This is a genomic window from Streptomyces sp. NPDC046122, assembly GCF_056429965.1.
Genome location: NZ_JBWKLQ010000004.1, coordinates 578,469 through 592,217, shown reverse-complemented (window position 1 = coordinate 592,217; position 13,749 = coordinate 578,469). Strand labels below are relative to the sequence as shown.

The window sequence follows — 13,749 nt, the reverse complement described above, 5'->3', positions numbered from 1 at the left end:
GTCGCCATGATGTTCGGCTTCTACCTCGCCTCCACCGGAGCGTCCGAGCCGATGAACGACCTCACCACCGCCGTCGTCAACGCCCTCAGCGACCTGTAGAGGGGGCCCTGATGAACGAACCGATCGTCGCCCGCCACTGGCTCACCCTCGCCGCCCCGAAAGCGGCCCCCGCCGTGGCTACGTCCACGGTGCTGATCCTGGGGCGGATTTGGAACGCCAATGGCGCGGAACACTCCACCGGCAACGCGGCCTTGATGGTCGTCCTGGCCGCCGGGGCCGCGACCGCCGGCGCCTTCGCTTCGGCTGGCCGCGCGGGTGATCCGGTGATCGCCGGTACCGCGTTCGCCAGCTGCGGCGCGCTCGCCCTTGCGGGCGTGGCCGGGTACGCCGATGGCCTGCCGCTGCCGCTGCTGCTGTGGGCACTGACCACCGCAGTCGCGTACGGCATCGCTGCCCGCTACTGGCGTACCGACCGCCGCGAGAGCCTCGCGCACGAGCGGCACACCACCCAGCGGCGCGAGGAACACGCTCACACCGAGCGCGTCGAAGCCCTACGGGCCGGGGCACAGATCGAGGTCGCGCGTTCCGGCGCCGCCTACGCCGAGCAGCTCGCGAACGCGCTCATCACCCGCGCCGCACTGCCCGGCTTCGACCCGCAGGCCCTCACGGAAGCGGGTCTGCCCGAACTGCCCGCCATCGAGAACTCCAAGGAGATCTGATCCATGTTCGAAATCCGCGTCATCTGCGACCCCGCCGACAGTGAGCGCATCACGACCACCCTGAACGGCCTGTTCGACACCGGCACCGTACGCCGCTACCCCTCACGCGGCGCGGAGAAGGACCGGCTGTACATGACCGCCGACCACCGACCGCAGTCGTGGCCGACACCGCAAGAGGCGTACGCCACCGCCCCGAGCATCATCAGCGAAATCGGCTGGACCGCCCGCGCTGCCACTGACAAGCCGTTCGGCCACGAGATCGGGCGGGAGTTTTGGCTCCGCAAAGCCGCCGCCCTGGACCGCATCGCGCTCCAGGACGAGAGCGACGGCATCCACGGCGACGCGTGCGCTCTGGCACGGCAGGCAGGTCAGCGGGTGATGGACATGGACGCCGCAGTCTGCACGACCTGCGACGTGCGCCCCTACATCCGTCAGCAGTACGCCCAGTGGGCCAAGAGCAAGAACCAGTAGCAACGCCGCGGCGGCGGGACTCCCCAGCAAAGGTCGCCCGCCGCCGCGGTTCTCCCTGGCCCGTCCGAAGACAGAACAGGAGACCCCCAGAATGCCTCAAGCCGACCGCCTCGCGCTGCTCCAGGCCGCGCAGGATGCCGCCGCCCGCGGCTGGCACATCTTCCCGCTCGTCCCCGGCGACAAGCCGCCGGCCATCCGAGACTGGCAGGAGCGAGCCACCACGGACCCGGAGCGCATCGCCCGGTGCTGGTCACACGCGCCGTACAACATCGGCATCGCCACCGGCCCGTCCGGTCTGGTCGTCATCGACCTGGACACCCCCAAGGACGCGGACGACACCCCGGACGAGGAATGGGCGCTGCCCGGCATTACCGATGGCATGGACGTACTGGCGTTGATCTGTGAGCGCCACGGCGAGCCGTTCCCGAACCAGACGTTCACCGTGCGGACCCGCGCCGACGGGACGCATCTGTATTTCACAGCTCCTGACGGCACCGAGGTACGGAACACCGTCGGCAAGCACGGGTGGAAGTTCGACACCCGAGCCGTCGGCGGATACGTCGTCGGCGCAGGAAGCATCGTCGGCGGACGCTCGTACGAAATCGTCCGCGACGAGGCGCCGGCGGCTTTGCCGGACTGGCTGACGGAGCTGCTTCGCCCGGCGCCGCTACCCCCGCAGAAGCCCGTGACCGTGGCGCTCGCCTCCGACCGGCGCGGCAAGTGGCTCCGCGCAGCGGTCAACGGGGAGTTGGAGCGCGTCACATCCTCGGGGAACGACCAGCACAACAACGCGCTCTACCTTGCCGCTGTCGCCCTGGGCCAGCTCGTCGCCGGGGGAGAGCTGAGTGAGACCGAAGTGACCGCATGGCTCACCGCCGCCGGGCTCCAGGTCGGACAGCCCACTCGTGAGGCACAGCGCACCATCGCCTCCGGCCTCAAAGCCGGGGCCAAGCGTCCCAGGACGGTCGCAGCATGAGCGCCAACCCGATCCCCCCGCTGCACCTGTACTCCGTCCCCAGCGACAACCCGGCCGCGGCCGTGGCGCCGCCGAAGCGGGAGCGGCCCCGGACTGCGTGGACTGCCGATCAGCTCATGGACGCTCAGTTCCCCGAGCCGAAGTGGGCCGTGCCCGGCATCCTCGCGGAAGGCGTCAGCCTGCTCGCCGGACCGCCCAAGGTCGGCAAGTCCTGGCTCTCCCTCGGCCTCGCTCTCGCAGTCGCGGCCGGAGGGCAGGCGTTCGACTCCGTGCCGGTCAAGGGCGGACCGGTGCTCTACCTCGCCTTGGAGGACACCCCGCGTCGTCTCCAGACCCGCATGGGCAAGTTGCTCGGAGGTGAGCGCGCGCCGGCCGGTCTGACCCTCGTGACCGAATGCCCGCCCTTCCCCCAGGGCGGAGTGGAAGCGATCGCCGGGTGGCTGGACCGTAACCCCGATGCCCGCATGGTTGTCATCGACGTGTTCGCCAAGATGCGCGGCGCCTCACCGCAAGGGGCATCGGCGTACGACGCTGACTACGTCGCGGTCGGATACGCGAAGCGGCTCGCGGACCACTACGGCATCGCCGTCGTCCTGGTCCACCACGTCCGCAAGATGGCCTCCGAGGACTTTCTTGCCGAGGTATCCGGAACCAACGGCATCGCTGGCGCCGCCGACGCCACCCTCGTCCTCAAGCGAGCCCGCGGGCAGGCCGACAGCATCCTGCACGTGACCGGTCGCGACGTGGACGAAGCCGAGTACGCGCTCTCGTTCCAAGCCGCCTCCGGAGCCTGGCACCTGCTGGACGGACCCGTCTCCGACCACACCGTCGGCGACACCCGCGCCGCAATCCTGCGGTACGTCCGGGCCAACCCCGGCGCCAAGCCCAAGGACATTGCTGACGCACTCCCGCAGGCCGACGCGGACACCGTGCGCCGTACCTGCTCGCGCATGGCCGCGGACGGACAGCTCAGCAAGGACGGCGGCGGCCGGTATTACCCGGACACCGAGACCAGGACACAAGGCACCCCGCAGGTGTCCGAGCCGTCCGACTGTCCGGTTACCCCACCTGATCAGCAGGAACGACCCGGACAGTCAGAACTGGAGTTGTCCGGGCTGTCCGACTCCGCTCCTGAAATCGGAGGTGAGCGCCTTGCTTGAACGCCATCTGTCCGTCCCCGAAGCAGCGGTATTCCTCGGGGGAGAACGCTACGTACGACGCCTCATCGCCGAACGACGCATCACGTTCGTCAAGGACAAGCGCCGCATCCTCATCGCAGAGAGCATCGTGGCTGAGTACCTGGCCGCGCGTACCGTCCCTGCGCTCAGCCAGACGCGGCGCAGGAGGGCCGCCTAGTGCCTAAGTGGGGACCGAAGACAGGTAAGAGCATGCGTCGCTTCGGAGCGGTACGCCAGTACCGCTCCGGCCGCTGGACGGCTTCCTACCTGGACCTGGCCGGTCAGCGGAGGCGAGCCCCAGAGACGTTCGAGACCAAGGCCGACGCGGAAGTCTGGCTCTCGCAGATCGAGGCGGACCTCACCCGCGGGCAATGGCGCGACCCGGACGCCGGCGCCGTCAACTTCAAGGTCTATGCCTTGAAGTGGGTGGATGAGCGCGGGGTAATGCCGACCACGGATGAGCTGTACAGGCGCCTTCTACGGCTACACATCCTCCCGGCCTTCGAGGCGTACGACTTGGATCAGATCACCCCGCCACGGGTGCGTGAGTGGCGAGCCGAGCGGCTCGCCACCACGGGCTCCACCACAGTGGCCAAGTCGTACCGGCTGCTGAAAGCCATTTTGGAGACCGCGGCTGATGACGAACTGATCCGCCGGAATCCGTGCCGGATCAGAGGCGCGGGGAAAGAGTCTGCGGCGGAACGCGAGATCGCCACTGTGGAGCAAGTGGACGCGCTCGCCGAAGCGGTCGGCATCCGTTGGCGCCTGATGGTCTACCTCGGAGCGTACGGCCCGATGCGCCCGGAGGAGCAAGCCGAGTTGAGGCGCAAGGATGTGGACTTGGATGCCATGACGATTCGGGTCAGGAAGGCCGCGCCGGAACTCACCACGGGAAAGCGCGCTGAGGGCAACACGAAGTCGGAGGCGGGTAAGCGTTACATCGTCCTGCCGGACTTCCTGCACACGGACTTGTGGCGCCATCTGGAGTGGTACGCGGAGAAGGGCCCGAACGGTCTCCTCTTCGTGGGGGAGAAGGGCGCACCCTTCCGACGTACCTCCTTCGGTCGCAAGTGGCGGAAGGCTCGCGCGAAGGTGGGAGTGCCGGACGGCTTCCGGTTCTACGATCTTCGTCACACCGGGCACACGCTGTCGACGCGGTCCGGCGCCACGCTCAAGGACACGATGGTTCGGGCCGGGCAATCGTCCGAGAAAGCGGCGCTCATCTACCAGCACTCGGACCGAGAGCGTCAGAAAGAGGTCGCGAGCGGACTGGACAAGATGGTCCGCGCCGCCCGGAAGAAGCCCTCTGACCAGCCGGAAGAGGGGACAGGTGGTGCGCAGGTGGTGCGCGACGCCTGAATGGGTCTAGACAACACAATGGCCCAGGTCGGGGATCGTGTCCCTGGCCTGGGCCTTTTTCTTTGGAGCGGGTGACGAGAATCGAACTCGCGCTCTGAGCTTGGGAAGCTCATGTTCTACCATTAAACTACACCCGCGCAGCGGGCCGTTGGGTGGCGCCGCTTCGTCGGACAGTGTACCCCAGGTCCCGCTCCGGTGTGCGCGGCGTGGGGGTGCGGCGTGGGCACGGGGTGGGTTTTCGTGGTGTCGGGTGGGCGTACCTTTGGGGGCGGAGTGCCGCCTGGAGTGGCGTCCTGTTCATCCCCTAATGTGGCCTTCTCGTCCACGCTTGGTTGGGGAAGGGACTTGATGGACTTGATGGAGCCCACCGTCGTCCGTTGTGCCGAGGGGCACGTGTTCAGCACCACATCGTTCCCGCTGCAGCAGCTCGGAGCCGGACGTATCGGTCCGGGGCGGCTCATCCGCTGTCCGCGCTGTGCGCGGCTCCGGCACGCCGTGCCGGTGGTGCTGGAACAGCGCTAGAGACCGGCCGGAAACCGGTAGAAGGCCGGCCCGAGAGCCCACGAGACCGGCCGCAGGCCGGCCGGGGGCCGGAGAGTGAGGCGCGCGGGGTCGTCCGATTGGGGCGGGCCCGCGCGCTCTGCGTATCCTCGGTAGGTGCTTCTCTCAGACAAGGACATCCGGGCCGAGATCGACGCCGGACGCGTGCGCATTGATCCGTACGACGAATCCATGGTGCAGCCCTCGAGCATCGACGTGCGGCTGGACCGCTACTTCCGGGTGTTCGAGAACCACCGCTACCCCCACATCGACCCCGCCGTCGAGCAGGCGGATCTGACGCGGCTGGTGGAGCCGGAGGGGGACGAGGCGTTCATCCTGCACCCGGGTGAGTTCGTGCTGGCGTCGACGTACGAGACGATCACGCTGCCGGACAATCTCGCGTCCCGGCTGGAGGGCAAGAGCTCGCTCGGCCGGCTGGGGCTCGTGACGCATTCGACCGCCGGGTTCATCGACCCCGGCTTCTCCGGGCACGTGACGCTGGAGCTGTCGAACCTGGCCACGCTGCCGATCAAGCTCTGGCCCGGCATGAAGATCGGGCAGCTGTGCATGTTCCAGCTGAGCTCGCCCACGGAGTTCCCGTACGGTTCCGAGCGGTACGGGTCGCGTTACCAGGGCCAGCGCGGGCCGACGGCCTCGCGGTCCTTCCTCAATTTCCATCGGACGCAGGTGTGATGCCGGGTATGGGTGCATGGGTATGAGTGCTGTACGGGAGAATCTGACGTACGAGGGGTTCGGCGTCGCCGTGCGCGAGCTCGCGCAGAGCATCGCCGACGACGGGTACGAGCCCGACATCGTGCTGAGCATCGCGCGCGGCGGGGTCTTCGTCGCCGGCGGCCTGGCGTACGCGCTCGACGTCAAGAACATCCACCTGGTGAACGTCGAGTTCTACACCGGCGTCGGGACCACGCTGGAGATGCCGGTCATGCTGGCGCCGGTGCCGGACGCGATCGACTTCAGCAACAAGAAGGTCCTGATCACGGACGACGTCGCCGACACCGGCAAGACGCTCAAGCTCGTGCACGACTTCTGCCTCGATCATGTGGCGGAGGTCCGCAGCGCCGTCGTCTACGAGAAGTCCCACTCGCTCGTGAAGTGCGAGTACGTGTGGAAGCGCACCGACGAGTGGATCAACTTCCCCTGGAGCGTGCAGAAGCCCGTCGTGCGGCGCAGCGGGCAGGTTCTGGACGCCTGAGCAGGAGGCGCACGCCGACTGCCGACGGGCGAGCGGCGCAGGCGAGCGGCGTACGCAGAAGCAATGACGGAGCCCCGGCGCGGACAGCGCGCCGGGGCTCCGTCGTGGGGTCGTGCCCGGGTCAGATCGTGCCCAGCTTGATCAGGGACAGCAGCGCCACCAGCTGGATCGCCGACGCGCCCAGCGCCTTCTGCCACGGCAGGTCGTGCGACTTGCTCACCATCGAGGTGAACAGCGCTCCCGCTGCCAGCCAGGTCGCCCAGCCCAGGACCTGGACCAGGCCGTTCTCGCCGCCCAGGAAGATCGCGAAGACCAGGCGCGGGGCGTCGGTCATCGACATGATCAGCATCGAGAGGCCGACGGTCGGCTGCCAGGAGCCGTCGCCGCCGAGCTGGCGGGCCAGTGTGTGCGTCACCGCGCCGAGGATCAGGCCGCAGATGATCACCGCCACGCCGGTGGTCAGGACGTACGGGATGGCGTTCGACAGGGTCGCGTTGATCGCCTCTTCGCGCGCCTTGTCGAAGCCGAAGACCGCCAGCAGGCCGTAGAGGAAGGTGACGACCAGGGCCGGTCCCCAGACCGGGTAGTCGCGCATCTGCCAGAACGTCGGGCCCGGGCGCAGCACGATGCCGCTCAGCAGCTGCTTCCAGTGCAGGCGGGGGCCGGACGGCGGGGCAGGGCTGTCGCCGGCGTGGTAGGTGCTGCCGTCGCCGTACGGGTCGTCGCCGATGCTGAAGGCGGTGGTGTGGCCCGGGTTGTTGTTCGCGGCGTACGGGTCACCGCCTCCGGGGCCGCCGTGCCCGCCCTGGCCTCCGTAACCGCCGTGCCCGCCGTGGGCCTGGCCCTGGTGGGGGTGCGGCTCGCCGAAGTATTCGGGCTCGCCGTGCTGTCCGCCGTACTGCGGTGCCTGCGGCCACTGCTGCTGGCCGTACGGGGGCTGAGGCGATGACGCCTGCTGCCCGTACGGCTGTTGCCGCTGTTGCCGCTGTTGCCGCTGCGGTTGTTGTTGCGGGGTGCGGTTGTCCCGGCCGCGTCCGATCCTGAATCCAGCCACGTAATCGAACGTACCTGGTCCGGATGGGCCGTATGCCGGGCCTGCCGCAACAGGCCCGGCTTTGCGGCCGAGCTGTGACATCCCCTAGGGGGTCCCGGACGGGTTGTCCCCCTGGGGTCCCCCTCCGGGTCGTCCTCAGTCGGGACTCCGCGGGCCGGGTGGTCAGTTGCCCGGTCCGGCCCCCGCCGGGCGGGCCGTCGGTGGCCGGTGGATCACGGTCGGAGTTCGCGCCGGGTCCCGGGGGGAGGGCGTCAGCCCGAGATGTTCAGGCCGAGCACCGGTGCGCCCGCCGTCGAGATGCCGGTGGCGGTCATGCCGATGCCCCGGCCGCTCGTCGAGATCTTCATGCCGTCGGAGCGGAACGCCACGACGTAGCCGTTCTCCGCGTTCTCCCACGGCACGCCGACCGTCAGGTCCGCCTTGCCGTCGCCGGTCGTGTCGGAGAGGAAGACCTCGCCGCCGAAGCCGTCGAGCTTCTCGCTCGCGCCGGGGACGCCGGGGGTGTCCTGCTCGATCGCCTGCGCGCCCGAGGCGGAGAAGCCGTTCGGGGTGCCGTAGACGACGGTGACCATGCCGGTGTCGGCTGTGCCGCCGATGTCCTCGTAGGGCGCGCCGACGGCCAGGTCCTGGAGGCCGTCGCCGTTGATGTCGCCGAGGGACAGTTCCCCGCCGAACAGGTCGCCCTTCTCGGAGCCGCCGGGGACGCCGGGGCTGTCCTGGGTGATGGTGTCCTTGCCGCCGGTCGGGCCGCTCGCCGTGCCGTAGACGACGTGGACGGCGCCGCCCACGGAGACGCCCGGCTTCTCGTCCCAGGTGTTGCCGATGACGATGTCACCGAATCCGTCGCCGTTGGTGTCGCCGATGTCGGTGATGATGCCCGCCGGGAGCTTCTTGGCGTTGGTGGCGGTGACGCCGGACGAGCTGCCGGGGAGGTAGTAGTTGGCGTTGTACGAGTACTCGCCGGTGGAGTCGCCCTCGTAGCCGTCGACGACCAGGTCGGTGCGGCCGTCGTTGTTCACGTTGCCCGCGGTGATGTTGAAGATGTCGTGGCCCTCGACGGCCAGCACCGGGGTGGTGACCGAGTAACGGCCGCCCGTGGTCCCCGACTTGCTGATCCCGCCGCGATAGACGTCGACCTTGTTGTTGTCGGACTTGGCGGCGAGGTCCGTCCTGCCGTCGCCGTTGAAGTCGCCCGCCGCCACGCCCGATCCGAAGTGGTCGTGTTTGGTGGGCGTCGGGTCGGCGATGGTGACGCCGCCGGTCAGACCGGTCGCGCCGCCGAACACGACCACGACCGTGCCGCCGTCGATGTCGGACCCGACGTCTTCGAGCAGGGCGCCGATGGCGAGGTCCGCGTACCCGTCGCCGTTGAAGTCGCCGGCGGCGGTGTGGCCGCCGAAACGGTCCTGCTTCTCGGCGGAACCGGGGACGCCCGCCGTCTCCTGGGTGATCGTCTGGATCTTCTGCGCGCCGGCGCCGGCGGGGGAGCCGTACAGGACCGAGACGGCGCCCGCGCCGCTGTAGCCCTTGACGGTGGCCCCCGAGGCGGAGACCGCGAGGTCGCGGTAGCCGTCGCCGTTGAAGTCGCCCTGCAGGCCGGAGGGCGCTGCGGCGGCCGCGCTGGCTCCGGCGACGAGCAGACCGCCGGTGAGGGCGGCGGCGGTCGCGACGGCGAGGGTGGTGCGGAGGCTGCTGTGCATGCGGAGTTCTCCTGCGGCATGCCGGGACGCGCGGGGCGCGTCCGGGTCAATGGGGCGCCGATCACCGCGTCGGCCGGGATCCGGCCTCAGGGCACGTGCCGCGCACGTGGTGATCAGCGCACAGGAGACCGCCGAGGGGCGCGGATGGTTGTACGACTGTTGTGACGGGAAATCGGCGGCCGGTGCGACGGGAAATCGGCGGCGGCCGGTCGGCTCAGCGCCGTGCGGCGGCGAAGACCGCCGTGGAGAAGGTGGTGGTCCTCCCGGAGGCCGACGACCGCAGGGTGATGACGTCCGTCGTCTCGCCCCGCTGCGTGCGCACCGCCGTGTCGGGCTTCTTGTCGCCGTCGAAGTCGGCGTGGCGCAGGACGCTGGTGACGGCCGTCTCCTCCCCGGCCGGCAGCTCGCCCGGCCGCGCTTTCACCGCCTTGAAGGTGTACGTGCCGCCGGGCCGCCCGGGTCCGGCCGGGCCGCCGAGCAGCAGCGTCGCGCGCGCGGCGGTGCCGGGCTGGTGCGGGCGGGTGGCGGAGACCAGGTCGTCGTACCCGTCCGCGTCTACGTCGGGCGCGAGGTCGGGGGACAGGAGGACGGGCCCGGCGCCCGGGATCGCGCCACCGGCCGCGCGCGGGGCGCCGGCGCGGCTGAACGGGCCCCGCAGGAAGCTGAGGCGGCCGCCGCTCGCCGTCACGGCCAGGTCCTTGGCGCCGTCGCCGTCGAAGTCGCCGCAGACGGGGTGGTCGGGCCACTCGTTGCCGAAGCGGGCGCGCTCGGGGATGCGGAGCTTGACCGCCTTGCCGGTGAGGCCGCTCTCACCGCCGAAGAGGATCTGGAGCGGTACGGGCGGCCTTCCCGTGCCGTTGAACGGCGGGTCGGTGGTGACCACGAGGTCGGCGTAGCCGTCCTTGTCGAGGTCGCAGGCGGTCTCAGCGTCGAAGGCGGCGGGGAGCACGCCCTCGGTGCGGGCCGCGTTGCGGGCGGGCGTGAGGAGCTGGCGTACGGACGGGTCGACGACGCGCGGGGGCGCGGCGCCGTACACGATGCCGATGCCAGCGTCGTCGCCCAGGCGCTCCTCGGGGCCCTTGACCAGGTCGTTGAGCACGAGGTCGCGGTGTCCGTCGCCGTTGAAGTCCTCGGCGACGCGGCTGCCCCCGCCGTGCGGCACCGGGCGGACGGGCGCGGCGGCCCTGGCCGCCAGCGTGGTCGGGGAGGCGTCGGCCCGGGCCCCGGCCGCCGGGGCGTCGTCGCCGCCGGAGGGTCCGCAGCCCGACAGCAGTACCGCGCAGCTCACCGCCGCCGCTGCGATCGCTCTTCGCACGACCCACCCCGCCCGCATCGCTGGTTTCAGTTGCCACATGATGCTCTTTTTTGACCGCAGAGTTAAGCGGTTGCGTACGAAAGCGGCCGGACCTGCCCCCGAGGCAGATCCGGCCGCTTCGTTCTCCGCGTACGTGCTACTGCGCCGGTTCGGGCTCCGGCGCGTCCTCGGCCGCGGTCTCGTCCTCGGGCTCGGCCGGGGTCTTCACCGAGTCGAGGAGCAGCTGCGCCACGTCCACGACCTGGAGGGACTCCTTCGCCTTGCCGTCGTTCTTCTTGCCGTTCACCGAGTCGGTGAGCATGACGAGGCAGAAGGGGCAGGCGGTGGAGACGATGTCCGGGTTGAGGGACAGCGCCTCGTCCACGCGCTCGGTGTTGATGCGCTTGCCGATGCGCTCCTCCATCCACATGCGCGCGCCGCCGGCGCCGCAGCAGAAGCCGCGCTCCTTGTGGCGGTGCATCTCCTGCTGGCGCAGGCCCGGGACGGCCGACATGATCTCGCGCGGCGGCGTGTAGACCTTGTTGTGACGGCCCAGGTAGCACGGGTCGTGGTACGTGATGAGGCCCTCGACCGGGGTCACCGGGATCAGCTTGCCCTCGTCGATGAGGTGCTGGAGCAGCTGCGTGTGGTGGATGACCTCGAACTCGCCGCCCAGCTGCGGGTACTCGTTCGCGATCGTGTTGAAGCAGTGCGGGCAGGTGGCGACGATCTTCTTCGAGGCCTTGGGCTTCTTGGTGGAGGGCTCGTCCTCGTCCTCGCCGTACGCCATGTTCAGCATCGCCACGTTCTCCTGGCCGAGCTGCTGGAACAGCGGCTCGTTGCCCAGGCGGCGGGCGGAGTCACCGGTGCACTTCTCGTCGCCGCCCATGATCGCGAACTTGACGCCCGCGATGTGCAGCAGCTCGGCGAAGGCCTTCGTGGTCTTCTTCGCCCGGTCCTCCAGGGCGCCGGCGCAGCCGACCCAGTAGAGGTACTCGACCTCGGACAGGTCCTCGATGTCCTTGCCGACGATCGGGACCTCGAAGTCGACTTCCTTCGTCCACTCGACGCGCTGCTTCTTGGCCAGACCCCAGGGGTTGCCCTTCTTCTCCAGGTTCTTGAGCATCGTGCCGGCCTCCGACGGGAAGGCGGACTCGATCATCACCTGGTAGCGGCGCATGTCGACGATGTGGTCGATGTGCTCGATGTCGACCGGGCACTGCTCGACGCAGGCGCCGCACGTGGTGCAGGACCACAGCACGTCCGGGTCGATGACGCCGTTCTCCTCCAGCGTGCCGATCAGCGGACGCTCGGCCTCCGCGAGAGCCGACGCGGGAACGTCCTTCAGCTGCTCCTCGGTGGCCTTCTCGTCGCCCTCCATGGTCTTGCCGCCGCCCGCGAGCAGGTACGGCGCCTTGGCGTGGGCGTGGTCGCGCAGCGACATGATCAGCAGCTTCGGGGACAGCGGCTTGCCGGTGTTCCAGGCGGGGCACTGCGACTGGCAGCGGCCGCACTCGGTGCAGGTGGAGAAGTCGAGGATGCCCTTCCAGCTGAACTGCTCGACCTGGCTGACGCCGAAGACCGCGTCCTCGGCCGGGTCCTCCCAGTCGATCTCCTTGCCGCCGCTGGTCATCGGCTGGAGCGCGCCCAGGGCCGTGGAGCCGTCGTCCTCGCGCTTGAACCAGATGTTCGGGAAGCCGAGGAAGCGGTGCCACGCCACACCCATGTTGGTGTTCAGCGAGACCGTGATCATCCAGATCAGCGACGTGCCGATCTTGATCATCGCGGTGAAGTAGATCAGCGTCTGGAGCGTGGAGACGCTCAGCCCGTCGAAGGCCAGGACGAGCGGGTACGAGACGAAGTACGCGGCGTCGTAGCCGTCCACGTGGTGGATCGCGCCTTCGAGGCCGCGCAGCACCAGGATCGCCAGGCCGATCGTCAGGATGATGTACTCGACGAAGTACGCCTGCCAGGCCTTCGAGCCGGCGAAGCGCGACTTGCGGCCGGCCCGCGAGGGCAGGTTGAGCAGGCGGATCGCCATCAGGACGACGATGCCGACGACCGTCATCAGACCGATGAACTCGATGTACATCTCGAACGGCAGGAAGCCGCCGATGACCGGCAGCACCCAGTCCGCCTGGAAGAGCTGGCCGTACGCCTGGGCGAGGGTCGGCGGCAGCGTCAGGAAGCCGATCGCGACGAACCAGTGCGCGACGCCGACGATGCCCCACCGGTTCATCCGGCTGTGGCCGAGGAACTCCTTGGCGAGGGTGATCGTGCGCTGCTTCGGATTGCCGGTGCGGCTGCCCGCGGGAACGGGCTGGCCCAGCTTGACGAACCGGTAGATCTGCGCGACGGCTCGGGCGATGAGCGCAACGCCGACCACGGTCAGGACCAGCGACACGATGATCGCGGCGAGTTGCATTGGGGGCTCCTCGGGCCTGCGAGGTGAGAAATTCGGGGGGACGGCTGAGCATCTGGGTGGGATTACTAAGCGGTAACTTATTCAGCCCGTGCTGAGCGTACCCATTTATGCCGCCGCACTGTAGTTGGGCCGGCGGTGATCTGTGTCGCGTAAGGCTGCCCTCAGCGCCGGGCGGCGAGGGCGGCGGGCACGGTGCGGGCCAGGACGGCGAGATCGAGGCCGAGCCAGTGCCGCTCGATGTAGTGCATGTCGAGTACGTCCATCTCCTCCCACGGCAGCCCGGAACGCCCGCCGACCTGCCACAGCCCGGTGAGGCCGGGCCGCACCACCAGTCTCGCTCGGGTGGCCGAAGGATGACCGGGCGGCAGTGCGCACGGCCCGACCAGCGACATCTCCCCGCGCAGTACGTGCAGCAGCCGCGGCAGTACGTCCAGCCGGCACCGGCGCAGCAGCCGGCCGGCCGCGGTGCGGGGGTCGGTGCGCAGCGTCAGCATCGCGAAGGGGCGCCCGGCCAGGCCCGCGCGGGTGGTCCGTACGAGCAGCGGGCCCGGCGACGTCGCGGCGGCGGCCGCGGCGGTGAGCAGGAACAGAGGGGCGGCGACGGGCAGCAGGGCGGACGTGACCGCCAGATCGAAGATCCGCTTGGCGAGCATGCGCGTACCATTTCATGGGTTTCAGTATGAAATGCGGCTCTGCCCGGACTGGGCGTGCCGTGCTCATGCCGATAAGGGCCGCATAAGAGTTGAGTCGACCGCACTCAGGTCTGTTGACGCGATGGCATCCGTCATGCATCCTTGAGTCTGTTCCACTCAAGTCAGCT

The 13,749-nt window shown here is 69.5% G+C and carries 14 protein-coding genes and 1 tRNA gene; 9 read left to right on the top strand and 6 right to left on the bottom strand.

Annotated features, from left to right (window positions below; all coding sequences use genetic code 11):
- Window positions 1–110 precede the first annotated feature (110 nt).
- The 6 genes from AC07FK_RS15890 to AC07FK_RS15865 all read left to right on the top strand — a co-directional run bounded on the left by AC07FK_RS15890 (window position 111) and on the right by AC07FK_RS15865 (window position 4,703).
- Complete coding sequence (locus AC07FK_RS15890) at window positions 111–719, top strand: hypothetical protein (protein WP_479105446.1); 609 nt, start codon at window positions 111–113, stop codon at window positions 717–719.
- A gap of 3 nt (window positions 720–722) precedes the next feature.
- Window positions 723–1,190 carry a hypothetical protein gene (locus AC07FK_RS15885; protein ID WP_479105445.1) on the top strand — a complete coding sequence of 156 codons (468 nt, stop codon included), beginning with the start codon at window positions 723–725 and terminating at the stop codon, window positions 1,188–1,190.
- Window positions 1,191–1,281: 91 nt separating this feature from the next.
- Entirely contained in the window at window positions 1,282–2,166 is an 885-nt protein-coding gene (locus AC07FK_RS15880) for a bifunctional DNA primase/polymerase (protein ID WP_479105444.1), read from the top strand.
- Window positions 2,163–3,326 (top strand): AAA family ATPase, encoded by a 1,164-nt coding sequence (locus AC07FK_RS15875; RefSeq protein ID WP_479105443.1) that lies wholly within the window; start codon window positions 2,163–2,165, stop codon window positions 3,324–3,326. Before AC07FK_RS15880 ends, AC07FK_RS15875 begins: the two co-directional genes overlap by 4 nt.
- Complete coding sequence (locus AC07FK_RS15870) at window positions 3,310–3,522, top strand: helix-turn-helix domain-containing protein (protein ID WP_479105442.1); 213 nt, start codon at window positions 3,310–3,312, stop codon at window positions 3,520–3,522. Before AC07FK_RS15875 ends, AC07FK_RS15870 begins: the two co-directional genes overlap by 17 nt.
- 32 nt (window positions 3,523–3,554) lie before the next feature.
- Window positions 3,555–4,703: a tyrosine-type recombinase/integrase gene (locus AC07FK_RS15865; RefSeq protein WP_479105441.1), complete on the top strand. Its 1,149-nt coding sequence runs from the start codon at window positions 3,555–3,557 to the stop codon at window positions 4,701–4,703.
- Window positions 4,704–4,766: 63 nt separating this feature from the next.
- On the opposite strand, the gene AC07FK_RS15860 is transcribed toward AC07FK_RS15865, so the two are convergent.
- Window positions 4,767–4,840 (bottom strand) — tRNA-Gly (locus tag AC07FK_RS15860).
- Window positions 4,841–5,051: 211 nt separating this feature from the next.
- On the opposite strand from AC07FK_RS15860, the gene AC07FK_RS15855 reads away from it, so the two are divergent.
- From AC07FK_RS15855 to AC07FK_RS15845, 3 genes are all read left to right on the top strand, one after another.
- The gene (locus tag AC07FK_RS15855; protein ID WP_167368023.1) at window positions 5,052–5,225 is read left to right on the top strand and encodes a hypothetical protein; all 174 of its coding nucleotides are present in this window, start codon (window positions 5,052–5,054) and stop codon (window positions 5,223–5,225) included.
- 135 nt (window positions 5,226–5,360) lie between these two features.
- The gene (gene dcd, locus AC07FK_RS15850) at window positions 5,361–5,936 is read left to right on the top strand and encodes a dCTP deaminase (RefSeq protein ID WP_028810513.1); all 576 of its coding nucleotides are present in this window, start codon (window positions 5,361–5,363) and stop codon (window positions 5,934–5,936) included.
- Window positions 5,937–5,958: 22 nt separating this feature from the next.
- Complete coding sequence (locus AC07FK_RS15845) at window positions 5,959–6,456, top strand: phosphoribosyltransferase (RefSeq protein ID WP_453404933.1); 498 nt, start codon at window positions 5,959–5,961, stop codon at window positions 6,454–6,456.
- 121 nt (window positions 6,457–6,577) lie between these two features.
- Here AC07FK_RS15845 and AC07FK_RS15840 read toward each other — a convergent pair whose 3' ends face one another.
- The 5 genes from AC07FK_RS15840 to AC07FK_RS15820 form a co-directional block, all read right to left on the bottom strand.
- Window positions 6,578–7,510: a Yip1 family protein gene (locus AC07FK_RS15840; RefSeq protein WP_479105440.1), complete on the bottom strand. Its 933-nt coding sequence runs from the start codon at window positions 7,508–7,510 to the stop codon at window positions 6,578–6,580.
- 251 nt (window positions 7,511–7,761) lie between these two features.
- Window positions 7,762–9,210: an FG-GAP-like repeat-containing protein gene (locus AC07FK_RS15835; RefSeq protein WP_479105439.1), complete on the bottom strand. Its 1,449-nt coding sequence runs from the start codon at window positions 9,208–9,210 to the stop codon at window positions 7,762–7,764.
- Between the two features lie 214 nt (window positions 9,211–9,424).
- Window positions 9,425–10,543 (bottom strand): FG-GAP repeat domain-containing protein, encoded by a 1,119-nt coding sequence (locus AC07FK_RS15830; protein WP_479105473.1) that lies wholly within the window; start codon window positions 10,541–10,543, stop codon window positions 9,425–9,427.
- Between the two features lie 118 nt (window positions 10,544–10,661).
- Entirely contained in the window at window positions 10,662–12,929 is a 2,268-nt protein-coding gene (locus tag AC07FK_RS15825; RefSeq protein WP_479105438.1) for a (Fe-S)-binding protein, read from the bottom strand.
- Window positions 12,930–13,090: 161 nt separating this feature from the next.
- The gene (locus AC07FK_RS15820; protein ID WP_479105437.1) at window positions 13,091–13,582 is read right to left on the bottom strand and encodes a sugar transferase; all 492 of its coding nucleotides are present in this window, start codon (window positions 13,580–13,582) and stop codon (window positions 13,091–13,093) included.
- Between the last annotated feature and the right edge of the window lie 167 nt (window positions 13,583–13,749).